The sequence below is a fragment of the Methylotuvimicrobium alcaliphilum 20Z genome, assembly GCF_000968535.2.
GTDB lineage: Bacteria > Pseudomonadota > Gammaproteobacteria > Methylococcales > Methylomonadaceae > Methylotuvimicrobium > Methylotuvimicrobium alcaliphilum.
This window is the reverse complement of the sequence record NC_016112.1, coordinates 280,237-302,596: the sequence shown is the minus strand read 5'-3', so window position 1 is coordinate 302,596 and position 22,360 is coordinate 280,237. Positions and strand designations below refer to the sequence as shown.

The 22,360-nt window shown below is 53.0% G+C and carries 19 protein-coding genes and 1 pseudogene; 7 read left to right on the top strand and 13 right to left on the bottom strand.

Annotation, left to right across the window (positions count from 1 at the left end; translation table 11 throughout):
* Nucleotide 1: 1 nt before the first annotated feature.
* Nucleotides 2-436 (top strand): GlcG/HbpS family heme-binding protein, encoded by a 435-nt coding sequence (locus tag MEALZ_RS01375; protein ID WP_014146789.1) that lies wholly within the window; start codon nucleotides 2-4, stop codon nucleotides 434-436.
* Nucleotides 437-474: 38 nt separating this feature from the next.
* The gene (locus MEALZ_RS01370) at nucleotides 475-1,209 is read left to right on the top strand and encodes an MBL fold metallo-hydrolase (RefSeq protein ID WP_014146788.1); all 735 of its coding nucleotides are present in this window, start codon (nucleotides 475-477) and stop codon (nucleotides 1,207-1,209) included.
* 681 nt (nucleotides 1,210-1,890) lie between these two features.
* Here the strand turns inward: MEALZ_RS01370 and MEALZ_RS01365 are convergent.
* The 7 genes from MEALZ_RS01365 to MEALZ_RS01335 all read right to left on the bottom strand — a co-directional run bounded on the left by MEALZ_RS01365 (nucleotide 1,891) and on the right by MEALZ_RS01335 (nucleotide 11,322).
* On the bottom strand, nucleotides 1,891-3,354 hold the full coding sequence (locus MEALZ_RS01365; RefSeq protein WP_014146787.1) for a helicase HerA-like domain-containing protein: 1,464 nt from the start codon (nucleotides 3,352-3,354) through the stop codon (nucleotides 1,891-1,893).
* Nucleotides 3,355-3,444: 90 nt separating this feature from the next.
* A complete protein-coding gene (locus MEALZ_RS01360; RefSeq protein ID WP_046060927.1) occupies nucleotides 3,445-6,603 on the bottom strand; it encodes an HD domain-containing phosphohydrolase in 3,159 nt (1,052 codons plus the stop codon).
* 113 nt (nucleotides 6,604-6,716) lie between these two features.
* The gene (gene cydX, locus MEALZ_RS21130; protein WP_014146785.1) at nucleotides 6,717-6,860 is read right to left on the bottom strand and encodes a cytochrome bd-I oxidase subunit CydX; all 144 of its coding nucleotides are present in this window, start codon (nucleotides 6,858-6,860) and stop codon (nucleotides 6,717-6,719) included.
* 324 nt (nucleotides 6,861-7,184) lie between these two features.
* The gene (gene cydB / locus MEALZ_RS01350) at nucleotides 7,185-8,324 is read right to left on the bottom strand and encodes a cytochrome d ubiquinol oxidase subunit II (RefSeq protein WP_014146784.1); all 1,140 of its coding nucleotides are present in this window, start codon (nucleotides 8,322-8,324) and stop codon (nucleotides 7,185-7,187) included.
* A 10-nt stretch (nucleotides 8,325-8,334) separates the two neighbouring features.
* The gene (locus tag MEALZ_RS01345; protein WP_014146783.1) at nucleotides 8,335-9,909 is read right to left on the bottom strand and encodes a cytochrome ubiquinol oxidase subunit I; all 1,575 of its coding nucleotides are present in this window, start codon (nucleotides 9,907-9,909) and stop codon (nucleotides 8,335-8,337) included.
* 3 nt (nucleotides 9,910-9,912) lie between these two features.
* Nucleotides 9,913-10,095, bottom strand: a complete 183-nt coding sequence (gene cydP, locus MEALZ_RS01340) for a cytochrome oxidase putative small subunit CydP (protein WP_014146782.1) — start codon at nucleotides 10,093-10,095, stop codon at nucleotides 9,913-9,915.
* Between the two features lie 9 nt (nucleotides 10,096-10,104).
* Complete coding sequence (locus tag MEALZ_RS01335; protein ID WP_014146781.1) at nucleotides 10,105-11,322, bottom strand: NAD(P)/FAD-dependent oxidoreductase; 1,218 nt, start codon at nucleotides 11,320-11,322, stop codon at nucleotides 10,105-10,107.
* A gap of 505 nt (nucleotides 11,323-11,827) precedes the next feature.
* Here MEALZ_RS01335 and MEALZ_RS01330 point away from each other — a divergent pair.
* The 5 genes and pseudogenes from MEALZ_RS01330 (at nucleotide 11,828) to MEALZ_RS01315 (ending at nucleotide 15,740) form a co-directional block, all read left to right on the top strand.
* A complete protein-coding gene (locus MEALZ_RS01330) occupies nucleotides 11,828-12,262 on the top strand; it encodes an archease (protein WP_014146780.1) in 435 nt (144 codons plus the stop codon).
* 43 nt (nucleotides 12,263-12,305) lie between these two features.
* Complete coding sequence (locus MEALZ_RS01325) at nucleotides 12,306-13,736, top strand: RtcB family protein (RefSeq protein ID WP_014146779.1); 1,431 nt, start codon at nucleotides 12,306-12,308, stop codon at nucleotides 13,734-13,736.
* Nucleotides 13,721-13,855 (top strand): annotated as a pseudogene (locus MEALZ_RS23855) (DUF72 domain-containing protein); the annotation flags it as partial. The gene MEALZ_RS01325 and the pseudogene MEALZ_RS23855, both read left to right, overlap by 16 nt.
* Nucleotides 13,856-13,902: 47 nt before the next feature.
* On the top strand, nucleotides 13,903-14,163 hold the full coding sequence (locus MEALZ_RS23850; RefSeq protein ID WP_162472900.1) for a DUF72 domain-containing protein: 261 nt from the start codon (nucleotides 13,903-13,905) through the stop codon (nucleotides 14,161-14,163).
* 302 nt (nucleotides 14,164-14,465) lie between these two features.
* Complete coding sequence (locus tag MEALZ_RS01315) at nucleotides 14,466-15,740, top strand: diguanylate cyclase domain-containing protein (protein WP_014146777.1); 1,275 nt, start codon at nucleotides 14,466-14,468, stop codon at nucleotides 15,738-15,740.
* Between the two features lie 385 nt (nucleotides 15,741-16,125).
* Here MEALZ_RS01315 and MEALZ_RS01310 read toward each other — a convergent pair whose 3' ends face one another.
* The 6 genes from MEALZ_RS01310 to MEALZ_RS01285 form a co-directional block, all read right to left on the bottom strand.
* Nucleotides 16,126-17,337: an IS1096 element passenger TnpR family protein gene (locus MEALZ_RS01310; RefSeq protein WP_014146776.1), complete on the bottom strand. Its 1,212-nt coding sequence runs from the start codon at nucleotides 17,335-17,337 to the stop codon at nucleotides 16,126-16,128.
* A gap of 105 nt (nucleotides 17,338-17,442) precedes the next feature.
* Nucleotides 17,443-18,393 (bottom strand): 1-phosphofructokinase family hexose kinase, encoded by a 951-nt coding sequence (locus MEALZ_RS01305; protein WP_014146775.1) that lies wholly within the window; start codon nucleotides 18,391-18,393, stop codon nucleotides 17,443-17,445.
* 10 nt (nucleotides 18,394-18,403) lie between these two features.
* Nucleotides 18,404-19,624, bottom strand: a complete 1,221-nt coding sequence (locus MEALZ_RS01300; protein WP_014146774.1) for a beta-ketoacyl-ACP synthase — start codon at nucleotides 19,622-19,624, stop codon at nucleotides 18,404-18,406.
* A complete protein-coding gene (gene fabG / locus MEALZ_RS01295) occupies nucleotides 19,624-20,349 on the bottom strand; it encodes a 3-oxoacyl-ACP reductase FabG (protein WP_014146773.1) in 726 nt (241 codons plus the stop codon). Before fabG ends, MEALZ_RS01300 begins: the two co-directional genes overlap by 1 nt.
* A 391-nt stretch (nucleotides 20,350-20,740) precedes the next feature.
* Nucleotides 20,741-21,181: an ApeP family dehydratase gene (locus MEALZ_RS01290; RefSeq protein WP_014146772.1), complete on the bottom strand. Its 441-nt coding sequence runs from the start codon at nucleotides 21,179-21,181 to the stop codon at nucleotides 20,741-20,743.
* Nucleotides 21,178-22,359, bottom strand: a complete 1,182-nt coding sequence (locus MEALZ_RS01285; RefSeq protein WP_014146771.1) for a beta-ketoacyl-ACP synthase — start codon at nucleotides 22,357-22,359, stop codon at nucleotides 21,178-21,180. The genes MEALZ_RS01290 and MEALZ_RS01285 overlap by 4 nt, the downstream gene beginning before the upstream one ends.
* Nucleotide 22,360: the final 1 nt, after the last annotated feature.

Here is a 22,360-nt window from a genome sequence, read left to right as displayed (position 1 = left end):
CATGCACGTAAGCTATGAACAAGCAGAGAAAGCGATTGCGGCAGCCATCGCAGAGGCCAACAAAATCGGCACGCAAATGTGTATCGCCGTGGTCGATTCAGGCGCCGATTTGAAAGCGTTCACCAGAATGAACGGCGCGTGGGTCGGCAGCATCGACATTGCCCTCAAAAAAGCCAAGACCGCCTGTTTCTTCGGCATGAACACCGGACAAATCGGTCAGCTATCGCAACCGGGCGGACCGCTTTACGGAATCGAACACTCCAACGACGGCTTAATCACCTTTCCCGGCGGCGTCCCGATTGTCGATGAAGATGGTGTTTTGATCGGCGCGATCGGCGTCAGCGGCAGTTCGGTGGAGAACGATCATCAAGTTGCCAAAGCCGGCGTCGATGTGATCGGCCTCGCCGATTTACCGTCGCATCCCTGGCGAACCTGAAACGCATCAATTATAAAAAAGTAAAGGCAGACAATTCCATGCCTAACGAACCCAAACTCTTCGACGACACGCCGCAATGGGTTTGCCTCGAATGCGGTTATAACATGATCGGCGAAATGCCCGAGGTTTGTCCGTTCTGCGGAGCCCGGCATGATCGCTTTTTATCATGGGTTGAGGCCGAAAAAACTTATCGCGTGACCGCACGACCGGTCAACGAATATGTCGGTCAACTACTTTCGGTGCCGAAATTGGGATTGGAACATGCGGCCTATCGAATCGAAACCGACCAAGGCGCGGTCTGGATCGACGCACCCTCGGCTTTCAACCGGGATTTGTCGCCGGTGCGCGCCATCTTGTTCACGCATCATCATTTCATGGGCGCGTCGAATCAATACCGAAAGCTCTGGAATGCCGAAGTGCGCATGCACGACTTGGACGCGCGGCATCCGTTGGCGGCCTCGTTCGATGTCGATCTGCGCTTTACCGGCGACTCTATCGCCTACGGCATCGAAGCCTTCCATACCGGCGGACACACGCCCGGATTCACTTTTTATATTTACCGTGACGTACTGTTCATCTGCGACTATGTCTTTTTGACAGATGCGGGGATGCGTTTCAATCCGTTCGGGCCCGAGCAGGAAACTCTAAAGCGCGCGCGCCGTATTTTTGAAGTCGTCGAAACCAGAAAGTTAGAAACGGTCTGCAGCTATGACTCTGTGATGAAGTTTGCCGAATGGTTACCTCGATTCGAAAAGCTTGCTAACAGTTCGTAAATGAGAGTATTGATAAAGAATCCCGAAAGAGCGCGCATCTGTTGCCGGTAATTTTTGATAAAGGTACACGATGCAGACGAAGAATGCGGCCGATACATGCCGTGAAATTAAAAATAGCGATCGACGAGATCGATTAATCCGTAATTACTGTGAAAGTTCGTAGATATAGACCCTTTATCTAATTTTTCGATATACGGCGCTCGACAGAGCAAATGCCGGTTCCGGAGAGGGTGCGGTTGCTCGACCGACAGGCGTCGGCGGCAGGGAAAGCCGCCGTCGAGCCTACATGGATGTATTCACGGCGTCCTGTCGGGCGAGTGACCGTACCCTCCCCACCAGAGAACTTTCATTTGCCGGGGCGATGGCTAGACCTTCATGGACGTTACTGTGAAAGTTCGCAGATTCTACTCCCTTTTGATCGAAAAACCGTCTAAGAATAAAAGGTATGGGATGTGTCCATCGAGGACCGCCATGAATCTTCGTTCCTACGCTCTGCGCTCATCGTTATCCACAAATATCGGCAAACTTGCTAAACAGAGGTCGTCGTATACCTGGAAACGGTACTGTTTGATAAATCTGCGAATATTGCACATCAGTGGCTTCGAAATCGGGATCTGGGTATCGCGCTCTCCCAAGGAGCATCCAGTTCCCTTGTGAGAGCGACGCCTTGTGCGTCCGCGTTCAGCGCTTCCCGCCGAGCAACGAGCCCATGATGCCGCGCACGATCTGGCGGCCGAGCTGCGAGCCGATGGTTCTCGCGGTGCTCTTGATCAGCGCCTCGCCGACGCTTTGCCGATTCGATGTGCCGGTCCGTCTCGTTGCCGACGCCTTGAGATCGCGCGCGGCCTGCGCCTGAAATGCCTGCTGTTCGGCTTTGTGCTTCAGCATTTCGTAGGCCGATTCGCGGTCGACCATCTGATCATAGCGCCCCTTGAAAGGGGAACGGCCGATCAATTCATCGCGCTGTTCCTGAGACAGCGGTCCTATTTTCGACTCGGGCGGCCGGATCAACGTACGCTCGACCGGAGTCGGGCTGCCGTCCTTGTTCAGCACCGAAACCAGCGCTTCGCCGGTCTTCAGCTCTTGCAACACGGTTTCGGTATCGAAGCCAGGATTGGCTCTGAACGTTTGCGCGACGCTTTTCAGTACCTTGCGATCGGCCGGCGTAAATGCTCGTAGCGCATGCTGGATTTTCAGCCCCATCTGACCGAGTATCGGCGCAGGAACATCCAAGGGACTTTGACTAATGAAATAGACGCCGACGCCTTTCGAACGGATTAAGCGAACGATTTGTTCGATCTTGTCGAGCAAGACCTTCGGTGCCTGATTGAACAACAGATGCGCTTCGTCGAAAAAGAGCACCAGCTTCGGCCTATCGCTATCGCCCACTTCGGGCAAGGTTTCGAACAATTCCGACAACATCCACAGCAGAAAGGTCGCATACAGCCGCGGCGATTTCGCCGTCAACTCGGTCGCGTCGAGAATGCTAATCACACCGTTGCCGGAAAAATCGGTCCTGCGAAAATCATCGAGCTCGACCGCAGGTTCGGCAAAGAAATGTTCTGCGCCTTGTTCCTCGAGCACCAACAGCCGTCGCTGTATCGCACCGATGCTTGCCGATGTGATGTTCCCGTATTGTTTGGACAGTGCCGCTGAGTTTTCGCCCATCCAATTCAACATCGCGCGCAAATCTTTAAGGTCCAGCAATAACAACCCTTCGTCGTCGGCGATTTTAAAGCCGCTATAAATCACGCCGGTTTGCGTGTCGTTCAATTCCAACAGATTACTGAGCAGCAAAGGGCCTAAATCGGACATCGTCGTGCGCACCGGATGCCCGTTTCGGCCGAACAAATCCCAAAAGACCGAAGGATTTCCACGAAATTGGAAGTCGGCGATACCGATTCCCGTCACGCGTTCGGAAATTTTTTCGTGCGATTGCCCTGCCGTCGCGATTCCCGACAAGTCTCCTTTGATATCGGCCAAGAATACCGGAACGCCCAATCTCGAAAAACCTTCCGCCAAAACTTGCAGGGTTACGGTCTTGCCCGTCCCAGTTGCCCCGGAAATGACGCCGTGACGATTCGCCATCGCGGCATCCATCAAGAGTTGGCCGTTGGCCGTTCCTCCGATCAACACTGTTTTCATTGTAAACTCCTTAACCGACTCAAGTTGCGGTCATGCTACCACACGCGCTGAATCAGCCATAAGCGGGCAATGGCCGGAATGTCAACTCGCTCATTGGCCGAGATAGCGCCGAATATCCACTGCATCGATCTGATCAGTGCGCAGGTAACGTTTTGCGTACTCCAAATAGGCGCCGCTACGCAAGAAAAGCTCGAAGACATCACAGTCCACATGCTGTTCTTGCACCATTCGATGTAGTATATCGAGCGCGGCGCTGATCGGCTTTGCATCTTTATACGGTCGATCGGCCGCTGTCAATGCTTCGAAAATGTCGGCCAACACCATGATGCGTTCCGGAATCGAAAGGTCTTTGGCGGTCAGCATGCGCGGATAACCGCGCCCATCTAGCGTTTCATGATGAGTAGAAGCATAGCGCGGCACCTGGAGCAAATCTTCGGGCAACGGCAATTTATCGAGCATTTTGATCGTGCTGATCATGTGCTCGTTAATCTTGAAGCGATCTTCTTCGGTCAAGGTACCTCGTGATACAGTGAGATTGTGCAATTCGCCCAGATTGTAAAGATGTTCCGGTATCGCCATTTTGATGCCCAAGCGCTCATCATGAATGTTGTTTCGCAGGCGCTTGATGATATGCCAAGACTTATCCGCCAACAGTGGCTCCGTGGCCGGCAGCGGTGTTTGCTCCTCGGGATAGCGTGCAAGTTCGATCGGAGATAAACCTAATCGGTCGTCGAAATGCCGCCGCCAAGTAATGCGAGCCAATTGATTCAGCCTATCGATATCGGCCTCGCTCATGCTTTCACCGCCCAAATTGCAGTTGGCAACGAAGGCAAAATCCTCTTGTAATTGTCGTTGGCGTTGCTCTAATTCATGACGATTTCGTTCCTCATCACTCGGCGCGGTCAAGTACTGCTTCCAATAGTCGATTTCGGCATCGCGCCACAACACTTCGAAGCGCATTCGGATTTCGTGAATGCGGTTATAAATCGTCTCAAGCTTGGTGCTTTTATCGATGATGTGCTCAGGCGTCGTAATCTTGCCGCAGTCGTGCAGCCAAGCCCCGATACGGAATTCGCGCCAGGCATCTTCGTTACCGAAACCGAATGTATCGAATGGCGGTCGACGACTCTCTTCGGCTTTTTGCGCCAACAAGATGGCCAGCTCCGGAACCCTCGCACAGTGCTCAGCCGTATAGGCTGATTTGTCATCGATGGCTTGGGCGATCAACTGGATGAATGATTCCATCAATTCTTCCCGTTCTTTGGCATGCCGCTGTATCGAATGCGCCATAGTCATCATCGAACCCGATAGCTCATCGATTTCGATAATATGGCTGTCCATCGGATCGAGTTCGCCATATCGGCGCCGTTGAATCTTTTCGTTTTCCAGAGCGAGATGCTTGATCGGCTTAACAATCAACGAGGCCAGCCAAAATGCAAGCGGCAACAATAACAAAAGGCAGCCGCCGGTAATCAATAACACGGCATTGACTTGAGCAACGGCAGGGGCTAGCACGGCGGATTCCGGCGTAATCACGGCAAAAAAGTCGGCCGCCCGATGATTTTGGCCAATGGCCTGCACATAGACGAAGTGCGGCTCGCCATCAAACTCCATTTTATGCAGCCGATTATGTTCGGCCGATTCCGAAGCCAAACTGATGAGTTCTTGGAATGGGACCATGGCATCCTGAGCAATGTCCCTTTCCGCATCGACCAGCCAGCGCGCATTTAACCAACTGTGCTGCTGTTCGCCTAAATTATCCAGAGCCAAGTTAATCAACTCGATAACTTCTTTTAGTTGCGGCCGCACTACAAAGTGCAGACTGTTGGGAATGCTTGATTCCCCCCAATCCAACTCCTCATAGATCGCGACATCATCGAAGAAAAATTGCCGTGTCGTATAATGCAGGATTGCGGCAGTATCGAGCCCGGCATCGACCTCGCCTCGCCGCACCGCATCGAATAATCCCCGAACGCCATCGACTTCGACAATGTCGATGTCCGGAAACATTTGCTTGAAAGAAGCGATGATGGACCACCCGGCCGGTATTGCAAGCCGTTTTCCCTGCAATTGTCGGATTGATGTAACAGGCGTTTGATCCTTGCGCATCAGAATACCATCCGATGGCTCGGCAAAGGCCTTGCTCAATATACCTAAAGCGGCGTTTTGTTCGGTACCGACCACCGGCTGCAAAATATCGATCTGACCGGTACGATACATCGCGACCAGCTGAGGCCAGCTATAACCGTTGACATAGTCGAACTGCAAGCCGGTCATTTGCTCGATCATCGATAATACGTCGATAGCATAGCCGAATGGTTCGCCGGCGATGACAAAATCGAACGGCGGCCAATCGAGCTCGTTCGATACCGTCAATATGGGATTTTTCTCTACCAATTGCCGCTGTTCATCGTTAAGTACGAGGGGCTCGACTTTCGGCATCACAGTCGGCGGCATTCGACTTTCACTAGAGGCAATGATTTCGCCACTGCCTTGATAGAGATAAATGCGGCTATCTTTGCTCAACATTTGTTCATTGAGCTTATCGGACATAGCAGACAACGCAATATCGACCGCCAGAACCGCATCCTGACCGGCAATCCGCATCGAATAAGTCTGGCCTGGCGCTTGAAGATGTTGAAATTGATAGGGAGCGGTTTTATGGACTTTGCCCAATTTGGCTTGTATATACCACGGTCGCTTGCTGGCTAAATAGTCGCTCCGCTCTGTTCGGCTGGTTCGGAGATTAAATTGTTCGTCATAATAGTGAAATGCCCGAATTCGCCGATCGCCTTTGCCCAAGACCGTGATAACGACCCACCTGTCCTGCGGCAATGCCCGTAATTGCATGCGCACGGCTTCGCTCGTATTCAGATTGATCAGCTCGTAAAAGTCGCCATCGCCAAAACCGATATAAGCGGCATAGAACAAAGGGTTTTCATCGAGCACTTCGGCAAAGATGTCGCGTGTTCGCTCTGTCACTCGGCCTTCGCTCAAAATATCGGGATTACCGGCCAGAATGCGCGTGGCATCAACCGCGCTTCGATCCATGGCCGTCAAATAGTCACTGGTACTCGCAGCGGATTGGCGATAGGTAATCAGAGTCGATTCGACCGCCAATGAGCTCGTAAAATAAAATTGCAAACTAATGGCGACAATCACAGTCAGCGACGTAATCAATAAAAACAGGCTGACAACAGTGATCTTGATGGAAAGCTTAATTTGCTTGTTCTTCTGCGATATTTTCATTGATCCCTTCATGAGCCACTTGCGTGCCCCCATATCCCCCTTTTTCAGGATAGCATCACCCGATTTTTGCGTGGTTGTGTCGCATTATATCTATTGCCTAACCCGACCTACGCCTAACTCTCGTCACACTTTTCGCCCGGCATCGCTTTATCCATGTCGCAGTGATCGAAATCGCATTCGGCCTCAAGCCACATTGCGTTGATGATGCCGAACGCGCAGGCAAAGCCAACGCCCAATATCCAACTGAAATACCACATAATAAATTCCTCGATTCGGTTTTAAAGCAAGCACCGTTTGTCTGTCACATCCGATGCGCCCCGCAAAAGGTACGCAATACATACCCTACAAGGCTTTCATCTTGCATCTTGCATCTTGCACCTTGCACCTTGTATCTTTCAATACCCATCGCGCTTATCTTCGTAGATCATTTTATCGATCCTCGGGCTTCCCATGACTTTGAGCCTGAGGGAGTTTGTCAGTTGTAGGTATCTAAGCGCACCTACTTACACGTAACATAGATGGGGTTGCCATGGTACGCGCAGCGTACCCTACTAAGCTTTCATCTTTCACCTTGCCCCTTTTTAATACCACCCATGCTTATCTTCGCTGATCATTTTCTCAGTCACCGGCCCCCACATCACTTTGTAAGCCCAGCGCGTGTACATGAGCACGATCGGCAAAAACACGACGGTAATCCAGAACGTGATGCTGAGCGTCAAATGACTCGCGCTGCCGTCCCAGATAGTCAGACTGCTGCCGGGATCGGTGCTCGAAATCAGCAAGAACGGAAACAGGCCGAAACCGACCGTGAACAATACGCCGAGCAAGCCGAAACAACTCGCGATAAACGCCGCCTTGCAGGTATGCTCGCGCGCAAGCAAATAGGCTGCCCACAAGCCTGCATAGGCGGTAATCGGCGCGAACAGCATCCACGGATGTAGGAAGAAATGCGCGAGCCAACCGCCGCTTTGTTTTTCGACCGTTTTCGCGAGCGGGTTCGAAGCGGCGTTGAAGAGCGCGTCATCCGGCAGGCGGTAGACGTCCATGCTCAGCAACACCCAAACGGCCAGCAGCGTCAACAGGCCTAAGATGATCAGGCCGAATCTGGACACGAACGCTCGGGCACGGAAATACAACTCGCCTTCGGTGCGCCATTGCAGATAAATCGCGCCATGCAGCATCAGCAGCAACACCGCCATCACGCCGCACAGCAGCGAGAACGGATTGAGCAAATCGAAAAAGCTGCCGTCGTAAAAAGAGCGTAATTCATGGTTCAGATGAAACGGCACGCCGCGTATCAGGTTGCCGACCAGCACGCCGAGCAACAGGGTCGGCACCGCGCTGCCGGTGAACAACACCCAATCCCAGGTCGATCGCCATTTGGGCGACTCCAGCTTGCCGCGGTAATCGAATGCCGGCGGCCTCAGAAACAGCGTGAACAACACCAGAATCATCGCCAGATACAACCCCGAGAACAGCGTCGCGTAGACCAACGGCCAAACCGCGAACATCGCACCACCCAGCGTGACCAGCCAAACCTGATTGCCCTCCCAGGTCGGGCCGATCGAATTGAGCAGTACGCGGCGCTGCATGTCGTCGCGGCCGAAAAAGGGCAGCAAGATACCAACCCCAAGGTCGAAGCCGCTGCTGAGGATGAATCCCGAGATAAGCACTCCCATGAACAGCCACCAAATCACGCGTAAAGTTTCATAATCGAACATCGTCGTCTCCTCAGTGCGCGATTGCCGGGGTTTCGGCCGTTTCGAAATGATATTTACCTGTATGCAGGCTGCTCGGTCCCAGTCGAATGAATTTGAACATCAAAAACAATTCGACGACGAGCAACGCAGTATAGAACACCGCGAACCCGATCAAACTTAAATAAACATCGCTAGGACTGATTTCCGAAACGCTCAGAAATGTCGGCAACACGCCGCTGATCGTCCAAGGTTGACGGCCGTTTTCGGCTACGAACCATCCCATTTCCGAGGCGATCCACGGCAGCGGAATGCTCCAGGTCGCAAGGCGCATCAACCACTGCTGCTGCCCCGCACGGCGCGTCGCACAGTAATAAAAGGATGCGGCAAAAATGAACAACATCAAAAAGCCGCTCGCGACCATCACGCGGAACGCCCAAAACAACGGCGCGACTCTCGGTAGACTGTCTTTCGAGGCCTGTTGAATCATCGCCTCGTCGGCCTGACTGACGTCGTCGATATAGCGTTTCAGCAATAATGCATGGCCGAGATTGTTTTTGTGCTCTTCAAACAATGCTCGCGTTTCCGGGCGTTGATCGCCGCCGCGCATTTTTTCCAATTCGCGATAGGCAATCATGCCGTTGCGAATCTTATCGATGTTTTCGGTACGCAGCTCGGTCAGGCCCTTCACTTCTTCATCGACCGAACGCGTCGCGATCAATCCGAGCACGTAAGGGATTTTGACCGCGAAATGCGTGGTTTCCGCTTCCTGATCCGGAAAACCGATCACGGTAAATCCGGCCGGCGCCTCGTGCGTTTCCCATTCCGACTCGATCGCGGCCAACTTGACTTTTTGCGTCTCGCCGGCGCTGTAGCCGCTTTCATCGCCTAGCACGATCACCGACAAAATCGATGCCAAACCAAACGAAGTCGCAACCGCGAACGAGCGCCGTGCAAATCCCAGATCCTGGCGTTTGCGCATGTACCAGGCGCTGATGCCGAGCACGAACATCGAGCCGGTCACATAGCCCGCCGCCACGGTATGCACGAATTTGACCTGCGCAACCGGGTTAAAAAACACGTCGGCGAAACTGGTCAGCTCCATGCGCAGAGTTTCATAATTGAATTCGGCCCCCACTGGGTATTGCATCCAGCCGTTCGCTATCAAGATCCACAGCGCCGACAAGTTGGTGCCGAACGCCATTAGCCAAGTCACGGTCAAATGCTGAACTTTGGTCAGGCGGTTCCAGCCGAAGAAGAACAGGCCGACCAGCGTCGATTCGAGGAAAAATGCCATCAGCCCTTCGCTCGCAAGAATCGCGCCGAAGATATCGCCTACATAGTGCGAGTAATAGGCCCAGTTGGTGCCGAACTGGAACTCCAGCGTCAGCCCCGTCGTCACACCCATCGCGAAATTGATGCCGAACAACTTGCCCCAAAATTTCGCCATGTCCTTGTAGACTTCCTTGTGCGTCATCACATAGACCGACTCCATGATCGCGATGATGAAACTCAAACCCAAGGTCAGCGGCACGAACAGAAAATGATACATGGCCGTCAATCCGAATTGCAGCCGCGACAGATTGACAACCTCTTCACCGGTAAACATGGTTCATTTCTCCCCTACGGAACTAGAAAAATCGGACGATGGGCGCTCGCCATACAGACGAGCCGCCAAATCGGAGCGGTCTTGCGGGCGGGGTTCGGGGCGGAAAAATGCGAACCACAGTCCCCACAGTAACAAAAACTTGACGGCAAGCACGCCCGCCAATTGACGCGTCAACGAGACTTTCATAAGGACCTCCTAAGTGCCGACTTTCGACCAGGGCCACTTGCGCCCCTTGATCAAAGCCCGCCAATACAACTGCGGCAACACGAAGCGTTTCAACAAATACAGCAGTAGGCTTTCCTTACTTTGATCGAACGGAAAGGTTTCCTGAGGTTGTAATTCATAATCGAATTCGGCCAGAATTGCCTTGCCGTAGCCGGTCACCAACGGACAAGCCGTGTAGCCGTCGTAAGTCGCCACCGGCGCTTGTCCGTTAACGGCTGCCAGCAAGTTCGCGGCCAGCACCGGCGATTGCGCGCGAATCGCCGCGGCGGTTTTTGAAGTCGGCAGCCCCGCGCAATCGCCGATCGCAAATACATTATCGAAATGCTTGTGCCGCAACGTGGCTTTATCGACGTCGACCCAGCCCTCGGCATTCGCCAACGAGCTGTTCTCGATCACATCGGGTGCGCTCATCGGCGGTACGACATGCAACAAATCGTAATCGATCCGCTGTTCCTCGCCGCTTTCGCTATTTTCGAACAGCGCCTGGCGATTTTCGGCATCGACCGATTTCAGGCGCATATTGAAATGGGTGGCGATATCACGGGGCTTGACGCATTGACGAATCAACGCATCGGCATATTTTTTGACGCTGAAGATCGTCGGTGTCGCGCAAAAATAACTGACTCGGGTTTTATCTCGAACATTGGCCTTGCGGAAATATTCCTCGGCCAAATACAGGATCTTCTGAGGTGCGCCGGCGCATTTGATCGGCGGCGGTGGAAACGTGAATATGGCGTGGCCGCCCTTGAAATTTCGGATCAACTCCCAGGTCTGCTCGGAGCCTGAAAAATCGTAGATGCTGCAGACGCCCTGTTGCCCCAGGCGTTCGGGCAACCCCGGAATTTTATGCCAATCGATCTGAAGTCCCAGCGCGACAACCAGGAAATCGTAAGAGAGCGTCTGCCCGTCTTCGGTTTGTAATTGATTAAGTTCCGGCTGAAATCCCGTGACAGAGGTCTTTAGCCATTTGACCGCGGATGGAATCATATCCGCCATTGGCCTAACCGATAATTCGTGATCGACGATGCCGGCCCCTGCTAAGGTCCAGAAGGGTTGATAAACGTGCCTAGAGGACGGCTCGATCAATGCGACCTCAAGGCCTTGCGCAGCCACCCGCGCCGCGATCGACAATCCGCCGGGGCCGCTTCCGGCAACGACAATACGGTGATGTTGCGTTGTTGTGCTCATAAGCCCTCACCTGCTGTAAAAAATCGCAAGATGTCCGCGTCGCTCCCGACAAAACATGACTGCAGCGAGTAAAATAGCGCAAGCCTTTGATTAACTTGCATGATTAGCCGACGGATCGGTCACCATCCTGAATTTCCGATCCTGTTGGATTCGGATTATAGATTCGTATATTAGAGAAGTCTAATATATTTTACATATACCCGTCGTAGATCAAAATTCGGCGCCTGGTGTCCGCCAAAGGACGCCGTGAATACGTCCATGTAGGCTCTATGCCAGCTCCATGCTGGCAAAGCCTTTGTCGGACACCCAGGCACCTCCTCTGGCACTGCCAAAATTTGAAGTGCGAAAGGTATACTTCTCAGCTCCCTTCCCAAAAAATACTTCACTTTAGCATCGTAACAAGCATATAAATTTATTCGGCAACTTAATTTGAATACTATCTTGACGTAATGTCCATAATTTTGCGACATTGCTCACAAAGTAATCCTCACCCGGGAGACTTATCGTGAACGATAACGCTCAGATTCCTCATTGGGAACACTTCGAACATAAAGCCGATATCGGTATTCGCGGTATTGCGCCTACGCTCGCCGCAGCTTTCGAGCAGGCCGCGCTGGCGATGACCTCGGTCATCTGCGATCCCGACTTGATTCTAGAACATCAATCGGTCGAAGTATCCTGTCAAGCGGACGATATCGAATTCTTATTTCTGGATTGGATCAATGAATTGATTTATCTGATGGCTGTCAAAGGCTTTTTGTTCAAGCGGTTTCAGGTCGAGATCAATGGCAACTTTTTAATTGCGACGGCTTCCGGCGAACCGGCCGATCCCGCCAAACACCAACCCGCCGTCGAAATCAAGGGCGCGACCTTGACCGAACTTGCCGTGCGCCAAACCGAAGACGGGCTTTGGCTGGCTCAGTGCGTGGTGGATGTATGAATACGGCAATATACTTCCACATTCTGCATAAAGGGTAAAATCGATGGACCTCAAACAATTCATTCAACGCGATGAAACTTGCTGGAAAATCCCGGCGAAAGGCGCGATGCGAGTGCCGGCAATTATTTATGCCGATGCCTCGCTGTTGCAAGCGATGGACCAGAAAGTCCATGAACAGATTTGCAATGTCGCGGCGCTACCGGGCATCGTCGAGGCGGCCTATGCGATGCCCGACGCGCATTGGGGCTACGGTTTTCCTATCGGCGGCGTCGGGGCGTTCGATGCGGACCAAGGCGGCGTGATTTCTGCCGGCGGCGTCGGCTTCGACATCTCCTGCGGCGTTCGCACATTGCATACAGGCCTGACGATGAACGACTTGCAAGGCGTCAAAAAAGACCTAGCCGACGAACTCTACCGCTCCGTGCCGGCCGGGGTCGGCAGCCGAGGCCTCATTCATTTGAATCACGACGAAATGCGCGCGATGCTGACCGGCGGCGCGCAATGGGCCGTCGATCAGGGCTTCGGCGAAGCACGCGATCTCGAATTCACCGAGGAACGCGGCCGCGTCGACGGCGCCGAACCGCGCGATGTATCGCCGCGCGCTCGCGAGCGGCAAAAAGACGAAATGGGCACACTCGGCTCCGGCAATCATTATCTTGAAGTACAGCGTGTCGTCGAAATTTTCGATCAGGAGGTCGCCGAAGCCTACCGGCTCAAGCTTGATGCGATCGTGATCAGCATTCATTGCGGTTCCCGGGGACTGGGGCATCAAATCGGCACCGAGTTCTTGAAAGATATGGCGCTCGCGGCGTCTCAATATCATATTACCCTGCCCGACCGCGAACTGGCCTGCGCGCCGCTGAATTCGCCGCTGGGCAAGCGCTATCTCGGCGCGATGCGTGCCGGCATCAATTGCGCGCTCGCGAACCGACAAATCATCACGCATTTGACGCGCCAAGCGATGAACGAAATTTTTCCGGGCATTTCAATCGACCTGCTCTACGACGTCTCGCATAATACCTGCAAAGAAGAACGCCATATCGTTGCCGGTTCGGCACAGACAGTCTTCGTCCATCGCAAAGGCGCGACGCGAGCCTTCGGCCCCGGCCATGCCGACTTGCCTACCGAATACCAATCTGTCGGCCAACCGGTCTTGATAGGCGGCTCGATGGGCACGAGTTCCTATATTTTGTGCGGCACCAAACAGGCAGAGCAACGCTCGTTCAGTTCTGCTTGCCACGGCGCGGGGCGGGCAATGAGTCGACGCCAGGCCACAAAACAGTGGCACGGACGGGCGTTGGTCGATCAATTGGCCGAACAAGGCATTCTGATTCGCAGCCCATCATTACGAGGCGTCGCCGAAGAGGCGCCGGCCGCTTACAAAGACGTCAGTGCGGTCGTCGACTCCGCCGATAAGGCTGGTCTTGCGAAAAAAGTCGCGCGCCTCGAGCCTGTCATTTGCATCAAGGGCTGACCAAGCTTTATATCGGCACCAGCGATTGGTGCTACAGACACTGGCGCGACTGTTTCTATCAAAAGACAACACAAAAAGCTTGGCTCAAGTTTTATTCCGAACGATTCAACGCCATCGAAATCAACGGCACCTTCTATCGGCTGCAAAAAACGTCGACATTCGAAAAATGGTATGCCTTGCCGCTGGCCGAAAAACTGTCGGCCATACTTTGGCAATTGCCTCAGCCGTTAAAAAAGACCTCGACCAATTGTACGGTTTTGTTGAGGCATCGAAACAATCGGCGAAAACGATTGCCGAATACTTACAACAAGGCCGAACCGTACACGTTTGTTTCAACAATGATGCCGAGTGCGCCGCGCCATTCAATGCATTGACTCTGCAAGCTCTATTGCAGCATCGGTCCTGGATTTATACCTTTCGCACTTAAAATTTCGGCGATGCTTAAAGAGGCACCGGGGTGATCGACAATGGCTTTGCCAGCACGGTTGCTGGCATAGAGTCTACATGGACGTATTCACCCAGCACCTAAATTCCATAGCCCATTGGTTATGGTTAACTATCTTGGATAATTTAGGTGCTGGGTTCACGGCGTCCTTTGACGGTCACCTCGGCGCCGAATTTTGATCTACGGGGTATAACTCAATTCAATAACTCCGCGCTCTATTTTTTCAACCGAAAACTGTTCGCTCGGTTATCATATTCCGCCATTGTTGTTGATGTTGGTTTTGCATGAAAACGAGGTTTTTTATTTTTTTTGTGTTGCTGTGGTTGGGACTTAACGGTATTTCGCTATTGCTTCAAGTCTATAATGCTCAAGATACCGCCAAAAAAATCGCTTTCTCGCAAGGCAAGCTGTTTTTTCAACACATCGTCACGATGCGGCATTGGAATGCCCGACACGGCGGCGTCTACGTAACGGTTACCGAAGATACTCCACCCAATCCTTACTTGGATATTCCCGGACGCGATATCGTTACTCTCGACGGGCGTCGGCTAACGTTGATCAACCCGGCTTATATGACGCGTCAACTGGCTGAACTGGAACACGACAAATCCGGGATTCAATTCCATATAACCAGCCTTCATCCGAAACGCCCGGAAAATAAAGCAGACGACTGGGAAACGAATGCGCTATTGGCATTTGAAGAAGGCGACTCCGTTTTTATGGATATCGCAACCTTGCATGACGAACCGTTTTACCGCTACATGGAACCTCTTAAAATTACCGAAGACTGTCTGCGTTGCCATCAAAATTATCAAATCGGCGACATCCGGGGCGGCATCAGCGTTAGCATCCCCAAGACCAAGATTATCCCTTATGTCGAAAACCAGTTAAGCCATATCTATTTGCTACATACCGTAATCGCTTCACTCGGCGTGATGTTGTTAATCGTTTTTCACTACACCGAGCGACTCACCCAAAAACAACTTAGTCGAGCAAAGTCCAAATTACACCTGGCTTACATCGATTCGTTGACCCGCTTGCCGAACCGGCGTTATTACGATCAGTATGTGCAAAAAGAATGGCAACGCGCATTGCGTCATCAATATCCCTTATCGATAATCATGCTCGATATCGATTATTTCAAGAATTACAACGATGCCGAGGGCCATCCTGCCGGCGACCAATGTCTGATTGAGTTAGCCAAAGTACTTAAATTATTTTCAAAGCGCTCGGACGATTTCGTTTGCCGTTACGGAGGTGAAGAGTTTTGCGTGGTTACGGCTTGTAATGCAGAGCAAAGCCAATCGTTGGCCGAGAAGCTGAGAGACGCCGTCGAAAAAAGACGATTAAGGCACCCGAATTCGCCCGTGTCTCATTATGTGACATTGAGTCTGGGAGTTGCCACGGTCGTTCCAAACAACACTCTAAGCGCAGCCCGTTTGCTCGATTTTGCCGACAAGGCGTTATATCTAGCTAAACAAAACGGCAGAAATCGCGTTGAACAATTCGATCAGAAACAAATCGACGATGCGGAAATGGCAACGATTGCCGAAATCTAGGCTAAAGCGGGAAACGGCCAACCCACATCACGCTCTTTCCCAAGCTCCAGCTTGGGAAAGACACCCCGGAAGCTCCAGCTTCCTGAGACCGACACAACCTCCGCACATTCTCAATCAACCCCGACTCGCTCGTTTAATCTTTCTTGATTGTCGGGAAGCTAGAGCTTCCTGAACATGGAGCTTGGGTAACAGCATATTTTAGTTTTTGCGACTACGACTGGCCCCTGCTCGGACACTTGGCTTCGGCAAGCTGAAGTATCTTGATAATCAGGAAAACACATAAGAAGCTATTGAGTTAACTTCTTATTCTTCATGATCTTCATGGTGAATGCTTTTTCTAGGATAAAATTTCGGCTGGAGTAACTGGCTGATTCAGCCAAATTTTTTAATAGTAATACTGCTTCGGCGCTCTACCCTTTTTTTCGATGACTTTCGGTTCCTTATATTTTCCTGCCTCCTTGATAAGCGACTCGATTTGACACTCAAACCGCCAGTCGTCGCCGAAGTCGTAATGAAAAACAAAGGTCATGCCTTCGTGTATCGGCATTTCTCCGAGTGTCATATCATCGGCCCAATAATCGCCGTCATCGGAAAAAGGATGCATCACCGTCTCGTTTTTCCCAAGTTCGTTTTTATAAACGAACTCGTACAAATGATCGTCATCGAAGTTGAATGCATCCAGAATGCTCATCGCAAAATCGTGGAGAACCGCATCGTGAGGGACCGCCAGTTTTCGCACCGCGTCACGCACTTTAACGGCGATCACCGAATAACCTTCCGTCAAAACCTCTCTCTCCTTTATCAATAAACGGTTTTGCCAATCCGGAAACAGCGGCATCAAATCCTTCGCGCAAAAATCGTAGAAACCATCCGACAACTCATAATCGTTTTCATCCATATACAGCTCAGTAGCCGTGTCAAAATAGGCTAGCAAGGCGCGGCCGAAATCCGATAACTCGACACCCTCGAGCGATCCGCCGGGATTGAATTTCGTGCGGATCAAGAAACCGAATAACGCCATCAGCGCGACATTATGCAAGCTGACGAAATACAAAGCCATCATATACCCCCGGCTGCCATGCTCCTTGGAGCCGGAAGGCTTCGTGCTTTGATAAACCTCCAAACATCGGCGAAAACTCTGATTGTTCCAGCTTCTTGACTCACCAAGAATTTCCTCATCGCCGCGTACGATCCAACAAAACAACAACGAAAAATAACGCTCCACGGCATTGAGCTGCTGCCAGGAAGCCAATACATCCGGATCGAGTTTTAACAGTGTTTTGTTCTTATCCTTGACCAAACGCGCCAGACCGGACACTCGCAGCAACAAATAAAGCCCGTGAAGATTGGGAAACGCCTTTTGTTGAGGCCGCTTCAGTTCGGTTTCAACAGGCCGAGTCATCCGCTCATTGAGTTCAAACAAGTATTTCATGCCGATATGCTGGGTTGTTTTGGTCACTTCGATGCCATCGCTCCCAATGAAATCCAGCAGCGCCTGAAAATCTTTCAGCAAAGTACCCGGCAGGGTATCACTGAACGCCTGATTTTTTATGATCTCGGCATCTTCGGGCGATAAATGTTGGTTTTTGTTGCTCATATCGATTCTCTGTTAGCCTCGCCTTCAGTGAGGTGATTATGGATACTTTTCATACTGAAAAGTCGTTCAAGCTTGGAATGTACGGGAAATTAGACCCTTTTTCGATCAGACAGAAGTCAGGATATCCTCAACCACGATACGTGAAATAATCTCATTGACACGGGTCGGTTCAAACCGGCCCGGCTCCGGCGAAAACAGATTCGCCGAACCGCAAGCCACGCCCAGTCTCAACGCGGTCTTAGCATCCAGACCTTGCCGCGCCGCGACCGCTAGACCTGCCACCAGCGCATCGCCGCAGCCGACGCGACTGACGATTCGTTCCGGCGCTGTATTCAGATAAGCCGATACCGCCATGTTCTCGTAGGCGGCAATGCAGCCGTGCTCGCCCCTTGAGACATAGACCCGTTGAATGCCTTGACCGACCAGTTCCTTGGCAGCTTCGGCGATACTGCGTTCGTCCGGCAAGGACTTACCGAGCAAGGCTTCGAGCTCTTGTTGATTCGGTTTGATCGCATCAGGCTTGGCTTCGATGCCGAGACTCAAGCCGGAGTCGCTGGCATCCAAAAACGTCGTCACCCCGCGCTCGCGACAGACCTTGATGAGGCTACGATAGAAATCGTTTGGCGCTCCGGGCGGCAGACTGCCGGAAATGATCACGATAGCGCCGGGCTCGGCATGAGATTCGACGCTTTCGCATAAGCGGCGGCAATCGTCTTCCGTAACGCTAAACCCTGCGGTTCGTATATGGGTTTCCCGGCCGCTCGCCGAATCATGCAGCGTAATGTTGGTGCGCGTCTTGCCGGAGACCACTGTCAAATCGGTTGTGAGCCGCTCGGTTTGCAAGGCATGAAACGCGTCGACCGACCGGGCTCCCGCAAAGCCCAGACATAAAACCTCACTACCCTGCGACTCGATAGCCTTCGCGACATTGATGCCTTTTCCGCAGGCGAATTCGGCGCTACGACTGGCCGACAGCGTTTCGCCAAACGCAAAACTTTCGACTTCGAGCAATAAATCGATCGCCGTATTGGCGGTCACGGTCATGAGTTTCGCCATGGCCTGCCACTCAAACCCGCTTGAAAATTAATGAGGTATTGATGCCGCCGAAGGCGAAATTATTACTCATCAAATAATCGCATTCCAGCTTACGCACAGCTCCTTGAATATAATCGAGCTCCGCGCATTTGGGGTCGACAGCATCCAGATTCGCGGTCGGATGGAACCAACCTTCGTTCATCATCCGGACCGCCGCCCAGGCTTCGATCGAGCCGCAAGCGCCGAGCGTATGGCCGGTATAACTTTTCATTGAGCTGATCGGAATCTTGCTGCCCAATACGGCTGCCGTAGCATGACTTTCGGCGATGTCACCCAACTCGGTCGCGGTGCCGTGTGCGCTGACATAACCGATTGCCGCAGGATCCAGACCCGAGTCTTGCAGCGCCAATTGCATTGCGACCTGCATGCTCGTGCTGTCCGGTTGCGTGACATGCAGACCGTCGCAATTGGTGCCGAAACCGACGATCTCGGCATGAATCGTCGCCCCGCGGCTCAAGGCATGTTCGCGCTCTTCCAGAATGAAGGTGCCGCCGCCTTCGCCGATGACCAGGCCGTCGCGGTCCCGGTCGAACGGACGCGGCGATTTATCCGGTTCGTCGTTGCGCAGACTGGTCGCGAACAAGGTGTCGAACACCGCCGCTTGCGAGGCGGACAATTCGTCGCTGCCGCCTGCGATCATCACGGTTTGTTGGCCGTGTTTGATCGCTTCGTAGGCATAACCGATGCCCTGACTGCTCGATGTACAAGCGCTCGAGGTCGGAATAATGCGGCCGTTGACGCCGAAATGCAGACTGATATTGACCGGGCAGGTATGCCCCATCATGCGGATATAGGATGTCGCGTTCAAGCCGCCCTTGTCGAAATTCAGCAGCATCTTGGTAAAGTCGATCAAGCCGTCGAAACTACCGGACGAACTGCCGTAAGAGACCCCGGTACGGCCGCTTTTCAAAACCGGGTCATTCAGCAATCCGGCATCCTGCAAGGCCAATTCGGTGGCATAGGTCGCCAGCATCGCGACCCGGCCCATGCCCCGTACTTGCTTGCGCGAATAATGCGCGGGCCGCGTGAAATCGACCGGCCCGCCGAGCCGGGTATTCAAGCCGTTGTATTTATCCCAATCGTCCATCCGGCGAATGCCGGTGTTTTGCGCTTTCAGATTATCCGCGACCGTCGCCCAATCGTTGCCGATAGGCGTGATCGCGGCCATGCCCGTTACCACGACGCGTTTCATCAGCACAACCCTCCGTTGACCGAAATCACCTGCCTGGTGATATATGCGGCTTCCTCTGACATTAAAAAACCGACCGTGGCCGCGACTTCATCGGCCGAACCGACCCGACGCATCGGAATCATTTTTTTGATTTCCTCAAGCGGCAACTCGTCGAGCATTTCGGTATCGATCAAGCCCGGCGCGACGCAATTGACCGTGATATTGCGTTTAGCCAGTTCCAACGCCAACGCCTTGGTCGCGCCGATGATGCCGGCCTTCGCGGCGCTGTAGTTGACCTGGCCGCGATTGCCGATCAGGCCCGAAACCGACGACAGCGTGACGATACGGCCGGGTTTGCGCCGCCGGATCATCGGCATAATCAGAGGATTCAGTACGTTATAAAAACCGTCCAGATTAGTATGTATGACGCTGTCCCATTCCTCGCCGGTCAAAGCCGGAAAGGCATTGTCGCAAGTCACGCCGGCATTACAGACCACGCCGTAATAAGCGCCGTATTCGTCGATATCTTGCTCGATCGCCGCACTGCATTGCTTGCGGTCCGCCAAATCGAATTGCAAAATGCGGGCTGCCCGGCCGATGGCCTTAATTTCCTGCGCAACTTGCTCGGCCTCGCTTCGGCGGCTGCGGCAATGCACGACTACATCGTAACCCTTGCGCGCCAGATACAAAGCGATCGCCTTGCCGATGCCCCGGCTGGAGCCCGTCACTAATACTGTTTCATTCATGCTGTTTCTTTATTTCGTGATGACCCGATTGATTGCCGTATCGGGTTGATAAACACTCAGTTTGGCCGAAATTTCCACGCCGTCGCCGGTCACTCGGCAATCGAACACCTTCTGCGGGACGGGTTATTTAACCCGTCCCCAACGTTTCGGTTTGCCCTAAACATTTCGGCTGACTTCGGCCAAAGTCAAAACGTTTAGGACGGGGTTGCAAACCCCGTCCTGCTAGGGTCCAAAATTTATTTCCCGATTTGGCTAGTATCAGGTAACGCTGGAAGAAGTGTGCGCGGCATGGACGCCGCGCCCAAGCCTATAGGGATATATTCACGGCGTCTTCTGGAAGCGTTACCTGATACTGGCCGATAAAACCGGGTAATTATTTTGAAACAATTACTTAGTTTGTGATGACCCGATTGATTGCCGTATCGGGTTGATAAACACTCAGTTTAGCCGAAATTTCCACGCTATCGCCGGTCACTCGGCAATCGAACACGCCCAAGCCTTGATCCTGTATAAGGCGCTTGACCGTCACGACCAGCACCGCCCCGGCGTTAAGCCGGCTCACATTGCAATGATAACGCCGCGTACCCAATAAAAAGCCGGGATTGAGCGGTTTTCCGGCCAAACGGCACATCAAGCCGCCATGCGCCGCCACCGTTTGCGCCATGTATTCGATACCCAACCAAGCCGGAACGCCGGTGTTGTCGCCGAACAGACCGTCGCCGCGCACGGTTACTTGCGCACTCATCGACTCGTCGTCGTAGGTCAACACATGATCCAACAACATCAACTTGCCGGCATGCGGCAATAATTGCTCTATCGAATAAGCGATCATACACGCGACACGACAATCGAAATATTATTGCCGCCGAAAGCGAAAGAATTGCTCTGGCAATGTTCGATACGCCTGCCTAAAACTTGCCCCGCCTGCACTAAATTCAAGGACGGCAACGAGTCGTCCAACGCATCGCCGTTGACGTTCGGCGGCAATGCGCCCTCTTCATCATCGCTATTCAGCAGCAGCCAACACAGACCCAGCTCGAGTGCGCCGGCCGCGCCTAAGGCGTGCCCGGTCATGCCTTTGGTCGAACTGGCCGCGACCGAACGGTCGAAAACTTCGACGACCGCCGCGCTTTCCATCGCATCGTTCAACGGCGTGGCCGTGCCATGTAGATTAATATAGTCTATTTGCTCGGCGGTCATCCGGGCTTCGATCAATGCCGTTTGCATCGCCTTAACCACGGCCGCGCCGCCGGGGTCGGGCGCGGAAAAATGATACGCATCGCTGCTGGCACCGATTCCGCCGAGTCGCACGGGGCCTTCGTCCCGGCTCAAGATGAACAAGGCTGCGGCTTCCGATAAATTGATGCCGTCCCGGTGCCGTCCGAAAGGCTTGCACAAACCCGCCGATACCGACTCCAATGCAGCGAAACCGTTCACGGTGAAGCGGCACAGACTATCCGCGCCGCCGACGATGACGGCATCGCAAATATCCAGCTCGATCAACCTTCGGGCCGAAACAAAAGCCCGGCCACTCGAGGAACAGGCCGTCGATACCGAATAGGCCGGGCCTTTCAAATCGAGCCGATGCGCCAAAAAATCGGCTCCGCCGGCCAATTGTTGTTGCTTGTAATGAAATCCGGACGGCTTTTCGAGACCGCCTGCAACCGCGGCAATCGCCAGCTCGGTATTTCTGACGCCGGAAGTGCTGGTGCCGATCACCACGCCGATTCGATCCGTGCGGTATTTCCGTTTAATGCGGTCGACGCCCGCTTGAATTTGATTCAAGGCCGCGAGTAACAATCGATTGTTTTTGCAATCGTAAACGCTGTATCGTTTTTCGATTTCAGGTAGTTCGGCACGAATCTCGCCAACATAAAACGGCTTGCCCGGCGAATATTCATCGGTCTCGATCAAGCCGGAACGGTTTCCCGCCAGCAGTCTCGACAACATTTCGACGCCATTGCCGCCGGCCACCGATAGGATGCCGAGATCATTGAGATACAGCGTCATT